This window comes from Bifidobacterium sp. W8110 (assembly GCF_016101375.1).
In the GTDB taxonomy this organism is placed as follows: Bacteria; Actinomycetota; Actinomycetes; order Actinomycetales; family Bifidobacteriaceae; genus Bombiscardovia; species Bombiscardovia asteroides.
Genome location: NZ_JACFQO010000005.1, coordinates 43,593 through 65,711, shown reverse-complemented (window position 1 = coordinate 65,711; position 22,119 = coordinate 43,593). Strand labels below are relative to the sequence as shown.

General features: G+C 64.1%; 17 protein-coding genes, 1 tRNA gene and 1 riboswitch. Of the genes, 4 read left to right on the top strand and 14 right to left on the bottom strand.

All coding sequences use genetic code 11. The features are described from left to right. The first annotated feature begins 51 nt into the window (after positions 1 to 51). Both H3T88_RS07775 and H3T88_RS07770 read left to right on the top strand, forming a co-directional pair. Entirely contained in the window at positions 52 to 1,989 is a 1,938-nt protein-coding gene (locus H3T88_RS07775) for an FtsK/SpoIIIE domain-containing protein (protein ID WP_198204190.1), read from the top strand. 77 nt (positions 1,990 to 2,066) lie between these two features. Continuing rightward, positions 2,067 to 2,345 (top strand): WhiB family transcriptional regulator, encoded by a 279-nt coding sequence (locus H3T88_RS07770; RefSeq protein ID WP_015021978.1) that lies wholly within the window; start codon positions 2,067 to 2,069, stop codon positions 2,343 to 2,345. Between the two features lie 129 nt (positions 2,346 to 2,474). On the opposite strand, the gene H3T88_RS07765 is transcribed toward H3T88_RS07770, so the two are convergent. Further along, positions 2,475 to 3,962: a sensor histidine kinase gene (locus H3T88_RS07765; protein ID WP_015021979.1), complete on the bottom strand. Its 1,488-nt coding sequence runs from the start codon at positions 3,960 to 3,962 to the stop codon at positions 2,475 to 2,477. A gap of 168 nt (positions 3,963 to 4,130) precedes the next feature. On the opposite strand from H3T88_RS07765, the gene trhA reads away from it, so the two are divergent. Beyond that, positions 4,131 to 5,051, top strand: coding sequence for a PAQR family membrane homeostasis protein TrhA (gene trhA, locus H3T88_RS07760; protein ID WP_198204189.1), 921 nt, complete (start codon positions 4,131 to 4,133; stop codon positions 5,049 to 5,051). Positions 5,052 to 5,202: 151 nt separating this feature from the next. Here trhA and H3T88_RS07755 read toward each other — a convergent pair whose 3' ends face one another. The 13 genes from H3T88_RS07755 to H3T88_RS07695 all read right to left on the bottom strand — a co-directional run bounded on the left by H3T88_RS07755 (position 5,203) and on the right by H3T88_RS07695 (position 19,978). Then, complete coding sequence (locus H3T88_RS07755) at positions 5,203 to 5,682, bottom strand: GreA/GreB family elongation factor (RefSeq protein WP_015021981.1); 480 nt, start codon at positions 5,680 to 5,682, stop codon at positions 5,203 to 5,205. 105 nt (positions 5,683 to 5,787) lie between these two features. Then, on the bottom strand, positions 5,788 to 6,195 hold the full coding sequence (locus H3T88_RS07750) for an FKBP-type peptidyl-prolyl cis-trans isomerase (RefSeq protein ID WP_024627330.1): 408 nt from the start codon (positions 6,193 to 6,195) through the stop codon (positions 5,788 to 5,790). Between the two features lie 90 nt (positions 6,196 to 6,285). After that, positions 6,286 to 6,371, bottom strand: a tRNA-Leu gene (locus tag H3T88_RS07745). Positions 6,372 to 6,395: 24 nt separating this feature from the next. Further along, on the bottom strand, positions 6,396 to 7,397 hold the full coding sequence (locus H3T88_RS07740; RefSeq protein WP_198204188.1) for a Ppx/GppA phosphatase family protein: 1,002 nt from the start codon (positions 7,395 to 7,397) through the stop codon (positions 6,396 to 6,398). An 11-nt stretch (positions 7,398 to 7,408) separates the two neighbouring features. Then, entirely contained in the window at positions 7,409 to 8,122 is a 714-nt protein-coding gene (locus H3T88_RS07735) for a DUF501 domain-containing protein (RefSeq protein ID WP_332461029.1), read from the bottom strand. Between the two features lie 79 nt (positions 8,123 to 8,201). After that, a complete protein-coding gene (locus H3T88_RS07730; protein ID WP_232347261.1) occupies positions 8,202 to 8,756 on the bottom strand; it encodes an FtsB family cell division protein in 555 nt (184 codons plus the stop codon). 103 nt (positions 8,757 to 8,859) lie between these two features. Continuing rightward, positions 8,860 to 10,155, bottom strand: a complete 1,296-nt coding sequence (gene eno, locus H3T88_RS07725) for a phosphopyruvate hydratase (protein WP_015021986.1) — start codon at positions 10,153 to 10,155, stop codon at positions 8,860 to 8,862. A 43-nt stretch (positions 10,156 to 10,198) separates the two neighbouring features. Continuing rightward, complete coding sequence (mfd, locus tag H3T88_RS07720) at positions 10,199 to 13,819, bottom strand: transcription-repair coupling factor (RefSeq protein ID WP_198204186.1); 3,621 nt, start codon at positions 13,817 to 13,819, stop codon at positions 10,199 to 10,201. Next, positions 13,809 to 14,408: an aminoacyl-tRNA hydrolase gene (gene pth / locus H3T88_RS07715; RefSeq protein ID WP_198204185.1), complete on the bottom strand. Its 600-nt coding sequence runs from the start codon at positions 14,406 to 14,408 to the stop codon at positions 13,809 to 13,811. The genes mfd and pth overlap by 11 nt, the downstream gene beginning before the upstream one ends. 40 nt (positions 14,409 to 14,448) lie before the next feature. Further along, positions 14,449 to 14,979, bottom strand: coding sequence for a GNAT family N-acetyltransferase (locus H3T88_RS07710; protein WP_332461028.1), 531 nt, complete (start codon positions 14,977 to 14,979; stop codon positions 14,449 to 14,451). Next, positions 14,976 to 18,176: a UPF0182 family membrane protein gene (locus H3T88_RS07705; protein ID WP_198204184.1), complete on the bottom strand. Its 3,201-nt coding sequence runs from the start codon at positions 18,174 to 18,176 to the stop codon at positions 14,976 to 14,978. The genes H3T88_RS07710 and H3T88_RS07705 overlap by 4 nt, the downstream gene beginning before the upstream one ends. 9 nt (positions 18,177 to 18,185) lie before the next feature. Beyond that, positions 18,186 to 19,349 (bottom strand): glycosyltransferase family 4 protein, encoded by a 1,164-nt coding sequence (locus H3T88_RS07700; protein WP_198204183.1) that lies wholly within the window; start codon positions 19,347 to 19,349, stop codon positions 18,186 to 18,188. After that, positions 19,346 to 19,978 (bottom strand): NAD(P)H-dependent oxidoreductase, encoded by a 633-nt coding sequence (locus H3T88_RS07695; protein ID WP_198204182.1) that lies wholly within the window; start codon positions 19,976 to 19,978, stop codon positions 19,346 to 19,348. Before H3T88_RS07695 ends, H3T88_RS07700 begins: the two co-directional genes overlap by 4 nt. Before the next feature lie 135 nt (positions 19,979 to 20,113). Continuing rightward, positions 20,114 to 20,272: riboswitch (M-box (ykoK) riboswitch) on the top strand. A 98-nt stretch (positions 20,273 to 20,370) separates the two neighbouring features. Here H3T88_RS07695 and H3T88_RS07690 point away from each other — a divergent pair. Beyond that, on the top strand, positions 20,371 to 22,110 hold the full coding sequence (locus H3T88_RS07690) for an ABC transporter permease (RefSeq protein WP_198204239.1): 1,740 nt from the start codon (positions 20,371 to 20,373) through the stop codon (positions 22,108 to 22,110). Positions 22,111 to 22,119: the final 9 nt, after the last annotated feature.

Sequence of the window (22,119 nt, the reverse complement as noted above, 5' to 3'; positions counted from 1 at the left end):
CTTCATGCTGAAGACATGATAAAGGCCTATTCATCAGCACATGCATTTCCGTTGTCTACCGCCGGGCCGAGAGTCGCGGACAAGGCTGCTGATGGCGATTGGCACCCTGCTGGCATCAAAGAGCGAAAATCCAAACGGGGAAGGGCCCAGGTCATTCTGACCTTGGTTGCCCAAACGGCTCCAGCACTGGCCCAGGCGGGCATGATCTGGTACGTGGTCGGCCAGGGCCGCTGGATGTTGCTTCTCCTCTTGCTACCCAGCCTGACAGGTACCCTGGCCATGGTGCTTTTGAGCCTGTTGCGAACGCATCGTCAGCCATCGCAATCTCTCCCCGCCCAGGCACAATTGGAATACGGCATAGCATCGAATCGTGCATCCCCATCGACAAGCACGGAGGACCAGACACAACGGAATCTGACTGAGCTGGCCTCCTACCCAGGCCCTCGGCTTGAATCCCGACTGTTGGGATCGGGGGCTTCGGGGGCACACGGCCTGCTCTGGCAGGGCATCGTCCATACCTGGCTTGCCACATCAGGGAAGACGGCACCGGCAGTCATCGGTGTCCGTCCTGATCACAGTCCGCTGGTCATCGATCTGCCGCGCGACGGACCCCACGCTCTGGTTGCAGGCACCACCGGATCAGGCAAGTCGGTCTTCCTGCAGACCTGGTGTCTGGCCCTGGCCGCCAGTCAGCCTCCGGACAGGCTCAATCTGGTCCTACTGGACTTCAAGGGCGGTGCCGGATTCGGCCTGTTGGCCCGTCTGCCGCACACTGTGGGCTGCGTGACCAATCTGGACCTGGATTTGGCCGTACGGGCCCTGAACGGCCTTCAGAGGGAGCTGGAACGCCGCCAGCGCCTGGTTGCCAGAGCAGGGGTGGAAGACACTGCCCTGATGACCGACCCACCGGCGCGACTGGTGGTGGTCATCGACGAGTTCCAGACCCTGCGCCAACTCCTGCCTGACTATCTTGACAGGCTGACTTCGTTGGCCTCCCAGGGCAGGTCCCTGGGCATGAATCTGGTGGCCTGCACCCAGCAGACCATGGGGCAGGTCAACGCTCAAATGCGGGCCAATATGAACCTGGGAATCTGTCTGCGAGTACGGGATCCCCTGCAATCCAAGGAGTTGCTGGGCTCCTCCTGCGCTACAGCGATTGACCCTTCCTGCCCTGGTCTGGGCTTTCTGGAGCATGGCTTAGGCCCGCAAGCCTTCCGCACCTGCCCAGCGGCTGACCCGCAGGCCCTGGTTGGCCAGATCATCAAGGCCAGTCGCTTCTGCGACAACCGACCGCCGGCGCCACTTTTCTCCTCTCCCTTGCCAGAACATGATCCGGCCTGCGGAAAGATCCTCTGGCAGTCGGGACGGCCTCTGATACCCCTGGGACACATGGATGACGGTGTTCTGCTCCATCTCTACCGCCTGCCGCTCAAAGGCCATACGGCCCTGATCGGACCGCCAGGGCGAGGCAAGAGCACCCTGCTGGCCCTTCTGACTCGTTCCCTGCTCACCCTGCTGAAGCCGGGAGCCCGACCAAAACCAAACTTCGATCTGCGCATCACACGTCGAGGCGCCCACAGCTACAGCAGCCGGGACTTCCCGGGTCCGGTGCCGGCACCTCCTCATGGCCGGCAGGGTGACGGCCGTGGGCTGGTTTGGATTCTTGACGATGCCCAGGATCTGCTGGATCCGCTCTGCCAGGATCCTCTGGCCTCGCTTTTGCGTGAGGCTCTGGGACAAGGGGGCACCACGGTGGTTCTGGCCGTGGATACGGCCAGCGCCCTACGCAGACCTGAGCGTTTCAGCCGTCGTCTGGTGTTCCCCTGTGGCGAACGCGGAGCCGACCTGGCGGCTGGCATCCCCGCCGATCAGCTGGCCACCCTGTCCACTCGGGCCAGTGCCATTCCTGGACGGTGTCTGGTTCTGGAGGGAGGTCTCGCCATTCCGCTACAGGTGTTCTCTTTAGCCGTAAAACAAATGAACCCTTGAAAAATGTCACTCATCGTGCTTATCTTGCATAGGGTAGTGATAAAGCATCGATAAAAACTTCTTGGAGGCTTAGGTAGATGAGTAATGCGTTTGATTGGCGCGCCAAGGCTGCTTGCCGTGACAAGGACCCTGAGCTGTTCTTCCCCGTCGGCAACACCGGTGCAGCCTATCAGCAGATCGAGGAGGCCAAGGCTGTTTGCAGGACCTGCAAGGTCATTGACGCCTGTCTGAAGTGCGCACTGGACACCAATCAGGATTACGGTGTCTGGGGCGGGCTGAGCGAGGACGAACGCAGGGCTCTGAAGCGCCGGGCCATGCGCGCGCGCAGGTCCCAGGCCATGCAGATGCAGTCCTGAATCCTTCTCGATTGCGCCAAACAGCAGAGGGGCGATGGCTTGATGCCACCGCCCCTTTCTTTTCCTGAAATGCAACCTTCGGTTACAGTCTTCCTGACTACAAGGCGCCCCGTTTGAAAGTGCCCTGCATCACACGTCCTGGGCCACGCGCAGCTTGATGTTGATGACCACCCGGGTGCCACCATCCCGGCGGGGTTCCCACTTGACCGTGCCCCCGAAGTCGTTGGTGACGAAGGTGTTGATGATCTGCGTGCCCAGCCCGGACCCGGTGGAACGAGCCTGACCCTGATCCGATTCGGTGCTGTAGCCGTTGCCGTCATCCTCGACCACCACGTTGAGGTTGTTGCCGCCCCGGCCCACCGATATGGTGATATGCCCCTCGTCACGGCCCTCAAAGCCGTGCTCGACCGCGTTGTTGACCAGCTCGGTCAGCACCAGGGACAAGGGAGTGGCATCCTGGGCGGGCATCATCCCGAACTTGCCCACGTAGGAGATGGTGATGTGCTGGTCGCTGGTGGTGGCCAGGTCCACGCTCATCTTCAGTAGGTTGGCGATCACCTTGTCGAAGTCCACAATCTCGTCGGCGGTCTGGCTGAGGCCCTCATGAACCACGGCGATGGTCTGGACGCGGCGCTGGGCCTCCTCCAGCTCCTTGCGGACTTCGTCGGACTTGGTGCGCCGGGCCTGCAACCTCAGCAGGGCCGACACGGCCTGAAGGTTGTTCTTGACGCGGTGGTGAATCTCGGAGATGGTGGCGTCCTTGGTCTGCAGCTCCTTCTCCCTACGGCGCAGCTCGGTCACGTCCCGGCAGAGCACAATGGCGCCGGTCCTGCCCTGCTTGCCATACAGGGGCAAGGAGCGCATGGAGACGGCCGACCCGTTGGCGTCCAGCTCCGAGTCCACGGCCGCCTTGCCCGACAGGACCAGTGGCAGGGAGTCGGGCACCGGATCGTTCTCCTTGAGCAGGGAGGTGCCGATCTCGCTCAGGTACTGACCAATCATGGTCTCCACCGAGCCCAGCCTGCGGAAGCAACTGATGGCATTTGGCGAGGCGTAGCGCACCACGCCGCTTGCCGTCAACACAAAGAAGCCGTCGGCCACCCTGGCGTTGTGCCGCTGGTTGAGCACCGAATCCGCGTAGGGGAACTCGCCGCGGGTGATCATCTCGAAGAGCTCCTTGCCCGCATTGATGCTCTCGCTCTCATAGCGGCCATTGGATTCACGGGTGGCCATGTTGGTCTCGCGGACCACCAGGCCCAGGGTTTTGCCCTGGTGTCGGATAGGGGCGTAGACGTCGCAGACCGTGGCGCGGCCGATGGTGCGCAGCTTGTTGGACCGCAGCACCCCCTTGGACCGCATGGCCGCATCCAGCTCCTCACGTCGGTCCGCCGGGAAGTGCTCCCCCACCACATCCTCGGTGCGCAGGGACATGACCGTGGAGGGTCGGCACTGCTCGGCCACGGTGAACTCCCCCTCGCCGGTACGCAGCAGGAGCAGCAGGTCCGCAAAGCTCAGATCGGCGATGACCTGCCAGTCGGCCACCAGGTGGTGGAGCCACTCACGGTCCTCCTCATTGCAGTCGTCGCAGGATGCCAGAATCTCGGAAAAATCAGCCATGCCCTCCATCATACAAAGGGCCCTGGGAAGCAGACAGGCTGGTCATGCCAAGGGCGATGATGACATGCGCGTCCGATACACAGGTCTGGGGTAGGGTGGTTCACGGATGTTTCACCCCTGCGATCCGACCCGACAGGCCGGAACCAGTCAAGGGGCCAAGGGAGGGCCATGGCAACCAGGACCAGCGAGGACGGCAGACCGTCCGAGGATCAGGAGGTCGATCCCGATCTCGAGCGCCGTCGCCAGCAGCGCCGCCAGGAGCTGACCTACCTGCGCCGGGATGCAGAGGTGGCCCACGAGGCCCATCTGCAGGCCCGGGCCGATGCGGTGCGCGCCAAGGCCAAGGCCAAGGCTGCACGGATCCTGGCCAAGGCTGAGATCAAGGCCTCACGAATCGAGGGAATCCCCGACATGGAGATCGAACGCAAGGTCCGTCTGGATGTGCACGGCCGTCCCAAGCCCCTCTTGCGCGGCTGGATCCACGCCGTGGCCGCCCCACTGGCCCTGGCCGCCGGCATCGTGCTGATCTGCCTGGCCCACGGCACCGGCCTCAAGCTGGCCTGTGCGGTCTTCATGGTCGCCTCACTGGCGCTCTTCGGCAACTCGGCCCTCTACCACCTGGGCGACTGGACCCCGGGTACCACGGACGTGCTGCGCCGCCTGGACCACGTCAACATCTTCCTGCTCATCGCCGGCACCTACACGCCGATCTCCTTCGCACTGGACCCCTTCTGGCGGCGGATCATCATCCTGGGCATGTGGGGGGCCAGCCTGGTGGCCATGATCGTCCACGTCTTCTGGATCGAGGCTCCCCGCTGGCTCTACACCCTGGTCTACGTGGTCTTCGGAGTCTCGGGTGTAGGTTTCCTGAAGCTCTTCTGGGACTCCCCCATGGCCGGTCCGCCCGTGGTATGGCTGATCGTAGCCGGCGGCCTGGCCTACATCCTGGGGGCTGTGGTCTACGGGCTGCGCCGACCGGACCCCTGGCCTCGGGTCTTCGGCTTCCACGAGCTCTTCCACTGCGGGACGGTTATCGGCTACGCCTGCCACATCGTGGCCATCTACCTGGTGGTCTGCAACCTACGCTGAGAGCAACTCTCCAGTTGAACCGCCTTTTCAACAAGGACAATGGACCAGGATCAAGAATCAACCAGTCACCCACAGACGAAGCCGCCCTCCGTCGACGATGGCGGGGAGCGGCTTCATTCAGGTCGGGTCGGGACAGTAAGGGGTGGTCCCGCTACTTGAGGGGCCTGGCATCCTTGACGGTGACCGAGATGTCCTTGCCATTGGGTGCCTTGTAGGTCACGGTCTGTCCCTTCTTGGCACCCATAAGTGCCGCGCCAATGGGCGACTCGGGGCTGATGACGTCATAGTCGGTGGCCACGGTCAGATCCCTGGAGCCCAGCACATAGACCATTTCGTTGCCGGCCATGGTCAGGGTCACCAGCGAGCCGTTGCCCACCGTGCCCGCCTTGGGGGCCTTGAGGATCTTGGCATTGCGAAGCTTGACGATCAGCTCGTTGATCCGCCCCTCGTTCTTGCCCTGCTCCTCGCGGGCAGCCTGATAGCCGCCGTTCTCGCTCAGATCACCCTCGGCCCGAGCAGCCGCGATGCGTTCGGTGATCTCGTCGCGGTACTCGCCCTGACGGTGATCAAGCTCCTCCTTCAGTTTGTCGTAAGCGGCCTGTGTCAGCAGAATCGTCTTTTCCTCAGCCATGTGATTCCTCCTTGTTTAATGCACTTGTCTCTTGGCCCGACCTGAACTGCAAAGTCAAGGGTATGAAAAAGGCGCCGGCCCTCACCGGCGCCTGGAGACCTCTGTCTACCGTGTCGATATGATGTCGATCACGAAAACCAGGGTATCGTCGCCGCCGATGCCGGCCTGGGGCATCCCCTGACGACCATATCCGTACTCCGGCGGAATGGAGACCACCAACCTGGACCCCACGTTGTGGCCAGGCACCGTCTGGTCCCAGCCGCGAATGACCTGCCCCACGCCGATGCCGAAGCTGGCCGGCTGATGACGCTGGAAGCTGGAGTCGAAGACCTGATCCGAACCCCAAACGACACCGTGATAGTTGACGGTGACGGTATCGCCCTTGCGAACGACAGGTCCGTCCCCCTCGACCAGCTCCACGGCGCGCAGCCCGCTGGGCGCCGGACCATGGAAGGTTATGGTCGGCGTGGCGCCGAATTCGGCGTTCACCTCGGGCATGGATTGGTCACTCATGACAACTCCTTTGGTTTTCTTGCGTACCAGAGTATCGGTTCGTCGGCCGGGTGACAAGTCGCGACACTGCCGTCCAAGCCGATGAGGCCTTGGTGCCCCGGGTGGGAATCGAACCCACAAGCCGGTGAAGGCGGCGGATTTTAAGTCCGATGCGTATACCATTTCGCCACCGGGGCCGTAACCCATAACGCCTTAGTATATCATTCGCGCAGGAGGGTCCGACCGTAGTCCAGGACCAGGCCATCCAGAAGGCCGTGCTCGCTGGCCACATAGGTTCCCGAAGCCAACGCACTCGGGCTGGCCTGGCCCAGCCGCTCCAGCAGACGGCTCCAAATCAAGGCGCCGCCGCCGATCACATCCACACGGCCGGGATGGATGGTCTTGAGTTCCCGACGAGCCTGCCGACTCATGTTCAACACCTGGTCGTCAGCCCTGCGAGCCGCATCGACTGAAACGGACCGGCCGTCGACGGCATGGCGATCATAGACCTCGCATCCCAGGGCCAGGGCGCTCATGGTGGTGACCGTGCCGGAGACTCCGATCAGGCTGCCTACCCCGGCTACAGGAACCTGGTCGAAGGCACGGTCGATCCAGCCGTCAACATCCTCAAGCGCCTGGTGGATCTGCTCCCGGGTGGGCGGATCGTCCAGCAGATGGCGCTCGGTCATCCGCACGGAACCGATGTTCATGGAATAGGAGGCCCTGACCTGGTCCACAGGCAGATCGCTCCCGTCCCCGCCCAGGACCAGCTCGGTGGAGCCGCCACCCAGATCGACCACCAGGTAGGGCGCAGGAGGCATGTCGGCGCTGACCCGCTGCTCCAGTACGCTGACCGCGCCCAGAAAACTCAGGGAGGCCTCCTGGGAGCCGCTTATAACCTCGGGCTTGACCCCCAGAATGGAGCGCACCCCCTCCTCAAAGCTTTCGCGATTGTGGGCATCCCTGGTGGCCGAAGTGGCCACAAAGCGAAGGCCATCCACCGGGTGATCCTGCAGCTGCCGGGCGAAGAGCCGGCAGGCCTCGAAGGCCCGATCCAAAGCCTGGTCGGAGAAGCGGTGGTTGCGGTCCACGCCCTCACCCAGCCGGATGACCCGCATCAGCCTGGGAGCCACCGGATGAAGCCCCTGCCGATCCACCCGGGCTATCAGCAGCCGTATGGAATTGGTACCGCAGTCCACGCCCGCCACCGTAACCTGATCCATGGAAGCCCCCTTCATTGGTTCCCCTGTCGGTTCTCTTGCCGTGATGCCTCAGTCCAAGGCTGGGCACACCTGCAGACCTGCGGATCAAAGACCTGGCGCACCAGGTCCAGAACCCGGTCGCCCAGGGGATTGACCCCAGGGCCCATAACCAGAGACTGGGCGGTCAGAGCATGCAGACACTTGACCCTTTTTGGCATGCCACCGACCGAGATTCCGGCGATGTGGCTCTCGTCGTCGCCCAAACGCTGGGCAAGGGCAGAGCGGAAGGCCAGATAGAGCTCGTGAGCCCTACGGTAAGCGCTGGCCAGATCCGGATCCGAGTCCAGCTCGGTATTCCAGTCGGCCATGACGCCGTCAGCCTCCAGCCGGGAGACGGCCTTGACCGCCTCGGGGCTGGTCAGATAGCAGGTTGTCGGAAAGGGCGTGCCATCTTCCAGCTGGGGCCGGGTGACCACGGCCAGCGGATTGCCACAGACGCAGCGGGCCCCCACTGCAACCATGCCCCGCGGATACCGACCCAGCTGGCGGTTCACGACGGCTATCTGATCCTCTATGGCCGGGGTCGCCAGAAGCTCCCGGACACGATCCCTGACCGCCTCCAGGTCCTGGTCAGTAACCAGGCCAGAGACTTCGACCCCATTCTGCCCGACCTTGGGCTCGACCCGGACCTTGTCCGCGGCTTGAGATTCCACTGCTGCCTGGGGCCTTCCCTGGGCCTTGATCACGCTGTCCTCATCTTTCCTGATCGTTTCCTGCTACTAAGTTCGTTAACCAACGACGTGACGAAATCCGATCCTTCGGAGTTCACTGCGCTCCCCCGCCCTCGGATGGAGAGGGGTCATCAGAGCCACCTGGACTACTTGAACCAGATGGACTGGCAGAGCCGGTCGGACTGGATTGCCCCTTGCCCCTATCGGCAGCAGGATTCTGGTCGGCCTTGGCGAAGGAGTAGGCCATCTCCTGATACCAGGGCAGGGAGTTCTTCCTCGGGGCCCGGACCCCCTTGCTTCCGGCCTGGTCCTCGTCCTTGCTTCCCGTGACCGCCTCCGGATGCAGGACCCGGATGGCATCCTCGTCGGGGAAGACGAATCCCAGCCGATCCCGGGCCTGGGCAGTCACATAGGCCTTGTCGTCCCAGCGTCTGATCTGGTTCTCCAGATCACGTTTGTGCTCGACAAGCTGGGCCTGCTGGTTGCGCAGGCCGTTGAGCTCGGAAAGATTGATGGCGTAGGCGTGGAAGGTGGAGACCAGCTGAATCAGCCCCAGGGCCACGATGATGACCGCCACAAAGAAAGTGATGGGTCCCAACGACCGCCTGCTTGTCCGCCGGTCGGCGCCGTCACGTTTATTGTTGGCCATACCCATAAAAATACCCGCGGCAGCCGACGCGGACCACCACGGGTGAGAGACTTCAGGGTCGGATCAAAACCTGTAAAGGCTCCGAGACCCGACCAGCAAGGCCTTACTTGGTGTATTTCTTGCAGGCCTTGAAGGCGCTGTAGCCGGCGTACTCGGCGGTGGAGCCCAGCTCCTCCTCGATCTCCAGCAGACGGTTGTACTTGGCGATGCGCTCGCCACGAGCCGGAGCACCGGTCTTGATCTGGCGGGTGTTCTTGGCCACGGCCAGATCGGCGATGGTGGTGTCGGAGGTCTCGCCGGAACGGTGTGAAACCATGGAGGTGAACCCGTTGGCAGTCGCCAGCTCGATGGCGTCCAGGGTCTCGGTCACGGTGCCGATCTGGTTGAGCTTGACCAGCAGGGAGTTGGCGGCCTTCAGGTCGATGCCCTTCTGCAGCCTCTTGGGGTTGGTCACCAGCAGGTCGTCGCCCACGAACTGCAGGCGGTCGCCCATGGCGGCGGTGATCTTCTGCCAGGCGCCCCAGTCCTCCTCAGCGAAGGGATCCTCGATGGAGACCAGCGGGTACTTCTCGACCAGACCCTGGTAGTAGTCCAGCATGTAGTCGGCGTCGCGATCCTCGCCGTCGAAGTGGTACTTGTCGGTGTCCTTGTTGTAGAACTCCGAGGAGGCCACGTCCAGGCAGAGGCCGATCTGCTTGCCAGGCTCGTAGCCGGCGGCCTGAATGGCGTCGACGATGTACTTCAGGGAGTCCTCGTTGGACTTCATCTTGGGGGCAAAGCCGCCCTCGTCACCCAGGCCGGTCTCATGGCCGTCCTTCTTGAGGATGCCCTTGAGGGTGTGGTAGACCTCGACGCCGGCGCGCAGGGCCTCCCGGTAGGAGTCGAAGCCGTAGGGGGAGATCATGTACTCCTGGATGTCGGTGGCGAAGTCAGCGTGGGCGCCGCCGTTCATGATGTTCATGTTGGGCACGGGCAGGATGTGGCCGTTGGTGCCGCCCAGGTAACGGTAAAGAGGCAGTTCGGCGGACTCGGCGGCCGCATAGAGCGCAGCCAGGGAGACGCCCAGAATGGCGTTGGCGCCCAGCTTGCCCTTGTTGGGGGTGCCGTCCAGATCAATCATGGTCTCGTCCAGGGCGCGCTGATCGGTGGCGTCCATGCCGATGACGTTGGGAGCGATGGTCTCATTGACCGCCTTGACGGCGTCCAGCACACCCTTGCCCTGATAGCGCTTCTTGTCGCCATCCCTACGTTCCCAGGCCTCGGCCTCGCCGGTGGAAGCACCGGAGGGAACCAGACCACGCCCCTCGGCGCCGTCCTCAGTCTGCAGAACGACCTCGACGGTCGGGTTGCCACGGGAATCAAGAATTTCGCGCGCGAACACGCTTTCAATTGCTGCCACAACTGCTCCTTCAATAAGTTGTTGTGATGTCTCTTACAGGATACTAGTTTTGTTGGACGGGCGAGGGACCCGCTGGCGTGCCATCGTCGGAGGACTTGGGCAGCCCCCAGGCAAGGTCGTCCAGCAGGGTGTCCACCCAGGCGGTCATGGCCGCCGAATCCATGGGTCCCGAACCCAGCGAGCCTGCGAATGGCGCCGGAATCAGCAGGGTCTGCGTCACCGGGCGGTACTGGCTGCCCTTGTATATTCGTGCGATCCTGGCCTGGAGGGAGTCGGGCATGGTCACGGGTCTGATGCGCACCCTGGAGCCCTGGGAGGCGATCTCCGCTATGCCCAGGGAGCGAGCCTTGGCCCGCAGCCTGGCTACGGCGAAGAGGGTGTCGAACTGGGCCGGCGGACGACCGTATCGGTCGGTCAGCTCCTCATGCAGGTCGCGCAGATCCTGCTCGTTGCGGGCCGAGGCCAGCTTGCGGTAGGCCTCCAGACGCAGCTTGTCCGAATCGATGTAGTCCACCGGGATTGAGGCCTCCAGAGGCAGGTCGATGCTGACGGTGACCGGCTCGGTCCGCCCGGGTTCCTTGTACTCTTCCACCGCCTCGGAGACCATGCGCACGTAAAGGTCGAAGCCGACCCCCTCGATATGTCCGGACTGCTCGTCGCCCAACAGGTTGCCGGTGCCACGTAGCTCCAGGTCCTTCATGGCCACGTCGTAGCCGGATCCCAGGGCCGTGTTCTGGGCGATGGTGGCAAGCCGGTCGTGGGCGGTCTGGGTCATGGGCTTGCTGGGGTCGTAGAGGAAGTAGGCGTAGGCGCGCTCCCGGCCACGTCCCACCCGGCCGCGCAGCTGATGGAGCTGGGAGAGCCCGAAGCGGTCGGCCCGGTCCACAATCAGCGTGTTGGCATTGGGAATATCCAGGCCGGTCTCGACGATGGTGGTACAGACCAGCACATCGATGTCCCGATGCCAGAAGTCGCGGATGACCCCGTCCAGCTGCTTCTCCCCCATCTTGCCGTGGGCCACACCCACCTTGGCCTCTGGGACCAGGGTCTGCACCTTGGCCGAGACCTTGCCGATGTCCTCCACTCGGTTATGGATGTAGAAGATCTGGCCCCCGCGCAAGAGCTCGCGGCGAATGGCCGCAGTCACCTGGGCATCCTCGTAGGCACCTACATAGGTCAGCACCGGAAGACGGTCCTCGGGTGGCGTGGCCAGGGTCGACATCTCCCGGATGCCGGTCACCGCCATCTCCAGAGTGCGCGGAATGGGCGTGGCCGACAGGGACAGGACGTCCACGTTGGTTCGCATGGCCTTGAGGGTCTCCTTGGCCTCCACGCCGAAGCGCTGCTCCTCGTCCACGATCATCAGACCCAAATCCTTGAAGCTGATGCGCGGGTTGAGCAGCTTATGGGTGCCGATGACCACGTCCACGGCCCCGCTGGCCAGGCCCTCCATGGTGGTCTGGTTCTCCTTTGCGGTCTGGAAGCGGCTCATGGCGGCCACATCCACCGGGAAGCCCTGGAAGCGCTCGGTGAAGGTCTGGTAGTGCTGCTGGACCAACAGGGTCGTGGGCACCAGGACCACTACCTGCTTGCCGTCCTGGACCGCCTTGAAGGCGGCACGGATGGCTATCTCGGTCTTGCCGAAGCCCACATCCCCGCAGATCAGGCGATCCATGGGCACCGGCTTTTCCATATCGGCCTTGACATCGTCGATGGCGGTCAGCTGGTCGGGGGTCTCCTGGTATGGGAAGGCATCCTCCAACTCCTTCTGCCAGGGGGTGTCGGGGCTGAAGGCGAAGCCCTTGGTGCGCTGCCGGGCCGAGTAGAGCTTGACCAGGCCCTGGGCAATCTTGTGGACATGCTTGCGGGCCTTGGCCTTGGTGGCTGACCAGTCGGATCCGCCCAGCTTGTTGAGCCTGGGAATCTCGGCACCGATATAGCGGCTGACCTGATCCAGCTGGTCGGCCGGCACGAAGAGCTTGTCTGGCGGCGCGTTGCGCTTGGAGGGGGCGTACTCCAGGACCAGATACTCCCGGCTGCCCTTGCTGGGGCCCACGCCCACGCTGCGCTGGCGCATGCCCAGGAAGCGGCCGATGCCGTGCTGGTCGTGGACCACATAGTCACCGGGCTTGAGCTCGTCCAGGTCGATGGCCTTGCGCCGGCGGTTGGAGGTCTTGCTGCCGGCGGCCACACTGGTGCGGCCCGTCAGGTCACGTTCGGTCAGCAGGGCCAGATGGGCGGACTGGTCCACGAAGCCGTCCACAGCCAGGGAGCGGTGGTACTCCAACCCAGTGATCCCCGTGGTCTGCACGGCCCGACGCAGACGGCTCAGCGTTCCCTGGGCCGGAGCGGTCACCACAACCCGGTCGCCGCGCTCCAGCAGGGATGCAATGCCCGAGGCGGCCCGATCCTCGTCGCCTCGGTACTGGTCCGGGGCCAGGGCATCCAGACGCTCGGCCCCCTCCCGGTCCGGATCCACCGACAGGTCGGTCAGCTTCCAGACCTCCCCCCTGCTGTACTCCAAAGATGAGATGACCTCGTCGTAGTCCAGGAAGCTGGCCCTGTCGAAGCTGATGGGTGCGCCCGAGCCCTGTCCTGAGGCCGCCACATGCCAACTGGCGGCCAGGAACTCGTTGGCGGTCTTGACCAGGTCCTGGGCGGAGCGGGCCAGCAGTTGCGGCTCAGACAGCAGAATCAGAGCGCCCTCGGGCAGCATGGACCCCACCGGCACCAGGTCGTCGACCAGGGCAGGCAGAAGGGATTCCATGCCCTCCACCGGAATGGCCTGTGCGATGGATTCCAGCATATCGTCGGCGTTGGGGATGCTCCCGATCAGGGAGCGTGCGCGGGCTCGGACCTGGTCGGTCAGCTGCAACTCGCGGCAGGGCGGCGCCCAGATCCGGTCCAGGTCGGGGCCGTAGGTGCGCTGGTCTGAGGCGTGGAAGCTGCGGATGGTGTCCACCTCGTCGCCGAAGAACTCAATGCGCACCGGGTGGGCCATGGTGGGGACGAAGACATCCAGGATGCCGCCTCGGACGGCGAACTGGCCGCGTTCCATGACCAGGTCCACCCGGGTGTAGGCGTTGCGGACCAAAGCTTCGACTGCCTGGTCCAAGGGCAGGTCCTGGCCGCGTAGGAAGACCAGGGGCTCCACATCCTGCAGACCCTTGACCACCGGCTGCAGCAAGGAGCGCACGGGCATGACCAGGATGCGGATGGGTCCGAAGTCAGGGTCGCCCTGGACCGGGTGGGCCAGCCGCCTGAAGACGGCCATCCGGGAGGCCACGGTGTCTGCCCGGGGCGAGAGCCGCTCGTGAGGCAGGGTCTCCCAGGAGCGCAGCAGGGCCACATCACCCGGGTCGCCCTCATACCAGGAGCGGATGGCGCCGGTCATCTCCTGGGCATCACGTTCGGAGGGGACCACCAGAACGACCGGGGCACGTCCGGCTGCGGCAGCTGCCAGGGCTGGCCTGATGCCCTGGGGAGCCTGGACCATAAGGGAGGTGTCGGTGTCGGCAGCAGGCTCGGAGTCTCCTTGGACCAACCTCTTGAAGGCGGCATCCGCCTGCAGGTTGTCCAGAAGAGGACGCAGGGACCCATTCAGCGATTCCTGGGGCTCTTTCTTACCAGTCTCCTGCACTGACTGAATGTGCTCATCGACCATTGAACAGCTCCTGAGCCTGGCTGAGGCCCTTGGTGATCACGATTTCTGCGGCATCCGCGCCGTCGCCCAGGAACTCGGGCAGGCGCTTGCGCTGATCGCCGACAAAGGTGCCCAGAACCCAATCCACGGTGCGGCGATGGGCGTCCGGACCCCTCCGGGCATGCCCCACACCCATGCGGACCCGGGCATAGGCGTTGCTGCCCAGGGAACGGTCGATGGAACGGATGCCGTTATGCCCGCCCGAGGACCCACCGGCCTTGACCTTGATCCGGCCGAACTCCAGATCCATGTCGTCATGGATGACCACGACCCGCCCAACCGGTATGTGGTAGTAGGAGCAGATCGAGGCCAGGGCATCGCCGGAGTCGTTCATGAAGGTCAGCGGCTTGGCCAGGAAGAAGGGTATACGGCGTCCTTCAAGATCCAGGGTGCCACGGCCCAGCTGGGCCAGACCCTTATGGTCGCGCAGGTTGACCGACCAGCGTTCGGCCAGCAGATCGGCGCACATGAAGCCCATGTTGTGCCTGGTGCCCTTGTACTCGTCACCCGGGTTGCCCAGTCCGGCTATCAGCCAGAAATCGGATGCCATGTAGGTGATACCTCCTGCTCTCAAACGGGACGGTGAGATTCTACACAGGCTCCCCGACCCCTTTACGCTCAAGGGACAGGCTCCAGTAGGAGACGTCATGCAGGACGAACCGGTCCCAGGCGGCCTGGGGCAGGAGGCCGAAGCGGCTGAACCCGAACCGGTGCAGCAGAGCCTTGGAGGCCGAATTGTCATCGAAGATGATGGCCACGGCCAGACGCATGCCCTCCTGCCGGGCGCGCTTCAGCAGGGAATGGACCATCAGGGCGCCCAGACCCCGTCCACGGCTGTCGCGATCCACGTAGTAGCTCAGCTCGCAGGTCTCCTGGTAGCCGGGCCGGTCGTAGTATGCCGACAGGGAGCCGAAAGCCAGCACCCGGCCCTCCTGCTCCAGGACCAGGACCGGATGGCCCTGGTCCGGATCATGGGACAGCAGCCATTCCAAGCGCTGGTCCAGGCTGACCGGGGCCGTATCCGCCGTGGAACCACCATCCATGACCGCCTGGTTGTAGATGGCGGTGACCGCCTCCAGGTCCCCGCGACGGCAGAGCCGGATGCGCGGGGTGGCGCTCACTTGTTGCCGCCCTCCTGGTCGGATGCCTCCTTGAGGGCTTCACGCAGACGGTTCTGCGCCTCGCCGTAAGCGCTGAAGTCGCCCTTCTTCAGAGCGGCATCGCCGTCGCTCATGGCCTGGTTGGCCTTGTCCAAGGCCTGTTTCAGAGCCTGCCCGCCTGTCTCAGACGTCCCGCCGGACCCGGCGGACTTGTCCGGGGCCTTATCGGATTGCTCACTCTGGTCGGCATTGGAATTGGTGCGTCCTGTGTTGTCGGCATCGCCTGCCGATGCGCCCGAGTTGCCCTGGAAGGTCTTGTCAAGGGCCGCATCCAGGGTGGCTGAGGAAGAGACCTTGTCTCCGAAGGCCACCAAAACCCGCTTGAGCAGGGGGAAGCTGGTGGCGCCGCTGGACTGGACGTAGACCGGCTGGATATAGATCAGTCCGCCACCTATTGGCAGGGTCAGCAGGTTGCCGCGTTTGACCTTGGTGGATCCGGACTGGAGCAGGTTGAGCTCGGTGGAGACCGCAGCATCCGAGTTGAAGTTGTTCTGGGCCTGCCCAGGGCCGGGCACATTGGAGTTCTTGGGCAGCTCCATCAGCCGGATGGTCCCGTAGTCCGGTCCTATCACCCCCTTGGTCGACCCGGCGTCGGAATCCACGGAAAGGAACCCGGTCAGGATCTCCCTGGTGGAGGTTCCGGCGGGGATGAAGGTGGAGGTCAGCGAGAAGGCGGGCTTGTCGGTCCCCGGGGTCTGCAGGGTCAGATAGTAGGGAGGCTGCTTGATACCCGCCTTCTGCTCCTTGCTGGTCCCGGTCGGATCCACGGGGGTCTGCCAGAAGTCCTCGCCGGAGAAGAACTGGCTGGCCGAGTTGACGTGGTACTGGGACAGGAGCTGGCGCTGCACCTTGAACAGGCTCTCCGGGTAGCGCATGTGGCTCATCAGGTCGCCCGAGATGGACGAGAGCGGCTTGACCTGGCCGGGGAAGACCTTCTGCCAGGCCTTGAGCACCGGATCCTTGGCATCCCAGGCATACAGATCCACCGAGCCGTCGTAGGCATCGACCGTGGCCTTGACGGAGTTGCGGATGTAGTTGGCCTTCTGGGAGCCCAGGCCCTTGACGGCCTCCGAGCTCAGGGTGGTCGTGTCCTGGGTGATGGGCCCCAGATCCACCTTCTGGGAGTAAGGGTAGGCGTCAGAGGTGGTGTAGCCGTCGACGATCCACTTGACCCGTCCATCCACCACAGCCGGGTAGACACGACCGTCCAGGGTCAGGTAGGGGGCGATCTGGGCCACGCGCTCCTTGGGTGAGCGGTTGTAGAGGATCTGCGAGTCGGGGGTGACGCGGTCCGAGAAGAGGATCTGGTCGGATCCAAAGCGGATGGCGTAGAGGACCCGGGCCAGGAAGTTGCCCACCGAGGGGCCGCCGTTGCCCTTGAAGGTGTTGGTGGCTCCCTTGGAGCCGGTGGGATAGTCGAACTCCCAGCCTGAGGAGCCCTGGGGCGCGCCGACGATGGAGTACTCGGGCGCGTTGGGCGAGAAGTAGATCCTCGGCTCGTAGTGCTGGCTGTCGGTCAACTTGCCCTTGGTAGGGATGTCCTGCTCGAAGAATTCGGGCTGCCCATCCGGGGTGACCTTGTTGCCGTAGGCGGCCACGATCCCGTAGCCGTGGGTGAAGACCGTGTGGTCGTTGACCCAGTTGCGGTTGTCGTTGCCCTCCAGGTCCAACTCGCGAGCGCCGATGACCGTGTCCTGGCTGACTCCATCGATGTCGTACTTGTCGACGGCCAGGGTGTCCTCGAAGGTGTAGTACTGCTTGGACTGCTGCAACTGGCGGAAGGTGGGGGAAACCACCTGGGGATCCAGCAGACGAATCTGTGCAGTGGTCTCCGCATCACGGGAGAGTGCGCCCGACTGGACTTCGGTGGTGGCGTCATAGGCCTCGGTCTTGAGCTTGTCCAGCCCGTAGGCCTTGGTGGTGGCGGCGATGTTGCGCTGGATGTAGGCGGACTCCATCTCCTGGGCGTTGGGGTTGACCCGGAAGCGCTGGACCAGTGCCGGCCAGAAGACGGTCAGCAACAGTGACAGAACAACAGTGACGGCCACAGCCAGGGCGGGAATCCGCCACTGCCTGACTGCCAAACCCAGGGATCCTGCATGGACCCGGCCGGGTTCCAGGGTTGGTGAGCGCAGAATCCAGACGGCCAGGATGATGCCCAGCAGAGCCATGACCACGGACATGATCAGGGTGACGGGGATGGCCGCCTTGACCGAGGTGTAGGAGGCGCCGGTGATCCGATCGCCCTCCTCGGTCAGCCTGCCAAAGACGCCCAGGGCGGTGTCGCCGGCCCAGACCAGCATGAACAGGACCAGCCAGACGGCCACCTGCCTGCGGGCGGAACGGGTCATCTCCAGAATGCCGCGTCCGTGTACGGGCATGGTCAGGCGAATGCCGCCCATGAGGAAGTTGGTGACCAGGCTGAAGACCGTTGCCGCCAACAGCATCATCAGCAGGGAGGAGACCAACAGCTGCAGACCGGGCAGGATGAAGACATAGAAGCCGGTGTCCAGGCCGAACTGGGGGTCGCGCACCCCGAAGGACTGGGCATTGAAGAGCAGGAGCACCTGCTTCCAGTCTGCGTTGAACTGGAAGCCGAAGAAGACGCCGACGACCAAGGAGACCACCACGGCCACCTTGAGCGCCGTGCGTGAGGAGACTCCCTTGCCCACCTCGATCAGATCGCCCCTGACCCTGATGGTGGATCCGTCAGGCGAATCGGGACGGCTGCGGATGGCCAGGCTGGCCGAGAGCATGGTCACCGCAGCCAGCAACAGGGCGTAGGCCAGCCACAGACCCACCTTGATGCCCAGCTGGGTCCAGACGATCTGCGCCGCTCCCAGCTGGGAGAACCACATGACGTCAGTGATGAAGCGGCTGAGCGCGAACAGGAGCAGGAAGACGACCAGGAGGACGGCCACAACCACGGCGAGGATCCTCGAGCCCCGGGAAGGCCCGTCACTGCCCTTCTTGCGGGAGGTGAGCCGGGGGTCACCCGGTCCGGGGAAGCGGGGTGTGCCGCCACCCCCCTGGCTGGGACCCTCCCCATCGGTTTGCACGTGCAGGATGACCGGGTCGTCTTCATTGCGACGCCGGCCTGGTCCGCCTGGACCACCCTCAGGGTCGAACATGGAACCGAAGAAATCAAAGAATGACATGTACCCAGCCTACATGAGACGGCGGTCTTGAATGGCTTGCCGGTAGACCTCCTCCACCTGATCGGCCACGGTGGTCACGTCGTAGCGGTCCAGGAGCGCCAGCTGGTCATGGCGCACCTTCCGCCTCCAGGAGGGGTCCCCCAGAGCCTGGGCGATTCGCCGGGCCAGCAGTTCGGGGGTGTTGGGCGAGTCGACGGTCACCAGAGCCCGTTCATCGCCCATCAGGGTGGACCGGTAGCCGGGATTGTCCCCAGCCAGCACCGGAGCCGTGCCCGAAGCGATGGCCTCCAAGAGGACGATGCCGAAGGATTCGCCCCCGGTGGAGGGAAAGACGGTCAGGTCGGAGGAGGCCAACAGGGCGGGCTTGTCCTTCTCGTCCACAAAGCCGGGGAAGGCCACCGGGGTGCGTAGGACGGCGGCCTTTCGACGGCAGTCCTCCAGCAGCGGACCCTTGCCGGCCATGGTCACATGCAGGCCTTCGGGCAGGATGCCGGCCCGCTCCCCCGCCCGGAGGGCCGAAATCAGGATCCCAGCCCCCTTGCGGGCCACGAACCGTCCCAGAAAGACCAGATGCTGCCCCTGGCCGTGCAGGCGCGCCACCTCCTGGTCGCCGGCGGCCTGACGGGCCCGGCGCATGACAGCCACGTCCACAGGGTTGGCCACCACCCTGCTGGACACACCGGCAGTCTTCCGGGCATAGCTGTCCGCCACTGGCGAGACTGCGATGACCCTGTCGATGCGTCTATGGGTCCTGCGGTTGATCATCCCCAGCAGCCGGCCGCCCAGCAGCTGCAGGCTTCCCGTGGGGGCGATGTGGTAGGTGGCTACCAGGGCCGTTGACGGGTTTGCGGACCGAATGACCCGCCCTGCCAGGAAGGGACTGTATGGTGCCTGGACGTGCAACAGATCGAAGTGCCCCGCCTCCAGGACCCGGCGGATGGGCGCCTTGGGCGCAGGCAGAGGTATGCGCATCCTGTTGCCGTTGAAAGAGACCATGACGTTGCGGGAGAGGGAATGAACCCCGTCAACCGGCGGATGGGCGGTCTGCCCGACCAGATACTGAACCTTGTGGCCCCGCCTGCCCAGCTCCCGTCCCAGGGTCAGAATGTGCTGCTGGACCCCGTCAAACACATCCAGGGTGTCATCGAAGACGAACCCGATGCTGAGCGTCACTGAACATCCCGATCCGCTCCGGGCTCGGTCCCTGCGGCCAGTTGACGGCCCTTGAGGGCCAGGGCCACCAGGTGCCGGTCAGCGGCCTCCCGCTCCTGCTGCTCATCGTTGCCTGAGTCCAGATTGTCCACATAGATGGTCTCCACCTGCGCGACCTGGCAGTACTTGAGGAAAGTCTGCCTGCGCAGCTGGTTGTCCAAGGCCTCACCGATGCCGCTGGACTGGTACCATTCCTTTTCCCCACCGGTCAGCATGACCAGCTCCACCCGACGCCCGGCCAGGGCTCCCGGGGTTCCATCGGCGTTATAGGCGAAGCCCCGGCAGATGACCCGGTCAATGAAGCCCTTCATGATTGCCGGCATGCTGTACCAGTAGACGGGGAAGACCAGGGCCAGCACGTCCGCATCCTTGATGCGCTCCTGCATGGCCTGAACATCCTCGGGCATGGGTCCCTGGCCCAGGTAGTGGGTCCTGTCCTCCATGCCGAAGACGGGATTGAACCCCTCGGCGCAAAGGTCGATCAACTCGGTGCGAGCCCCGCCCTCGGCCGCACCGTCCAGCAGGGCGTTGCCCGCCGCATCGGTCAGACTCTTGGGTTCGGGGTTGGCCGTGACTGCCACGATCTTCATAGGGATTCACTCCTTTTACATTCCATTTCGCGCCTGCACCGACTGCGTGCAGACCCTTGTCATTGTCAGCCCTGGCAAGGACGGCAACGCTGGTTTCGCAAATGCTTGACACTGCTCCTGGGCCCATCTATGTTATTGGGTGGTCGGTAGGTGAAGCTACCGCATGGACAAGGCATGCTGCCGCAAAGTGGTGGAGACACCCCGCGCAGGTCAACAGTCCCCGTCGGATCAAGGCAGGGACTAATGCAGGGCCAAATACCATGCGAAGCCGAAGCTTGAACGATGACAATGATCGGCTCATGGGCCGATTGCCACGCCGTCTTCGAGGCTGCCGACAGGGATGTTCCGCACCTTGGAGGGAGGCCATCGTGAATACTGTCGCACTGCCAGGAATGCTCCGTTCGCCACTGAACGACGACCGCAGCCAGGCATCGCGCTCCACCCGTATATGGACGGGCCTGGCCGTAGCCATAGGCGCACTGGTTCTGCTGGGGGCCCTGGCCTATCTGCTGCCGGCCCTGGGCGCGCCCATCGGCCCGGCCGGCGTACCCTCGCACGTCTCCACCGACCCGACCAACCTGCCCTACTACGCGCTGCGCTCCCTCTTCCGCATGTTCGCGGCCCTGATCATCTCCCTGGTCTTCGCCTTCCTGTACGGACTGGCCGCCGCGCGCTCCCGCCGCCTGGGCGCCGTGCTCATCCCCCTGCTGGACATCCTGCAGTCGGTGCCTGTGCTGGGCTTCCTGTCGGCTACCATCTCCATCTGGCTGGTCCTCTTCCCCGGGTCCATCATGGGCGTGGAGGCGGCCTCCATCTTCGCCATCTTCACCAGCCAGGCCTGGAACATGGCCTTCTCCTTCTATAACTCCCTGACCAGCGAGCCCGCCGACCTGGACGAGGCGGTGAGGCTGATGCGCCTGACCCGATGGCAGCGCTTCTGGAAGCTGGACGTACCCAACTCCATGATCCCCCTGCTCTGGAACTGCATGATGAGCATGGGCGGCGGCTGGTTCTTCCTGACCGCCTCCGAGATGATCTCGGTCAACAACAGGACCCTGGCCCTGCCCGGCATCGGCTCCTTTGTGGAGGAGGCCACCGCCGAACAAGACTTGGGCAAGGTGGGTCTGGCCATCCTGACCATGATCGTGGTGGTCCTGCTGATTGACTTCCTGCTCTGGAAGCCACTGACCGCCTGGGCCGAGAAGTTCCGCTACACCAGCAGCCAGTCCACCGAACCACGACGCAGCCTGGTGTTGACGGTCATCCGCCTGTCCGGAGTCAAGGACCTATTGGGCCTGGTAGGACACCCCCTGGCCGACCTGCTGGACCGGATCACCCGCCCCCTGGGTCGCACGGGAGCGCGCTGGAGCCGTGGAGGCGGACGCAGGCGGGCAAGCGACCTGGTCTGGTGGGTCTGCCTGGCCCTGATCGGTCTGTGGGGACTCTGGCAGCTGGACCGTCTGGTCATCCGTCCGCTGGGCCTGGGCGAGGTCGGGCATGTCTTCCAGCTTGGTCTGCTGACATTCCTGCGAGTGCTGATCCTGATGGTGGTCTGCACCATCGTCTGGGTCCCGATAGGCGCCCTGATCGGCATGAATCCGCGCATCTCCCGCTACCTGCAGCCCCTGGTGCAGATCCTGGCCTCCTTCCCGGCCAACTTCATCTTCCCCTTCGTCACCATGATCTTCATCATCTGGCGGATCGACATCAACTGGGGCAGCATCCTGCTCATGGCCCTGGGCACCCAGTGGTACATCCTCTTCAACGTCATCGCCGGGGCCTCCTCCATTCCCGACGATCTGCTGGAGATGTCGCGCAGCCTGGGCCAGAACCGCTGGCAACGATGGAAGACCCTGATACTGCCGGCCCTGTTCGGCTCATGGTGCACCGGCGGCATCACAGCGGCCGGCGGGGCCTGGAACGCCTCAATCGTTTCCGAGGTGGTCTCCTACGGCAAAACCGAACTGACAGCCAAGGGCCTGGGCGCCTACATCGCCCAGGTCACCGCCACCGGCGACACCCCCCGCATCATCCTGGGGGTGGCCGTCATGAGCATCTTCGTGGTCCTGGCCGACCGGTTCTTCTGGTCTCCCCTGCAATCACTGGCACAACGGCGCTATTCCCTGACATGAGAAGTCTGA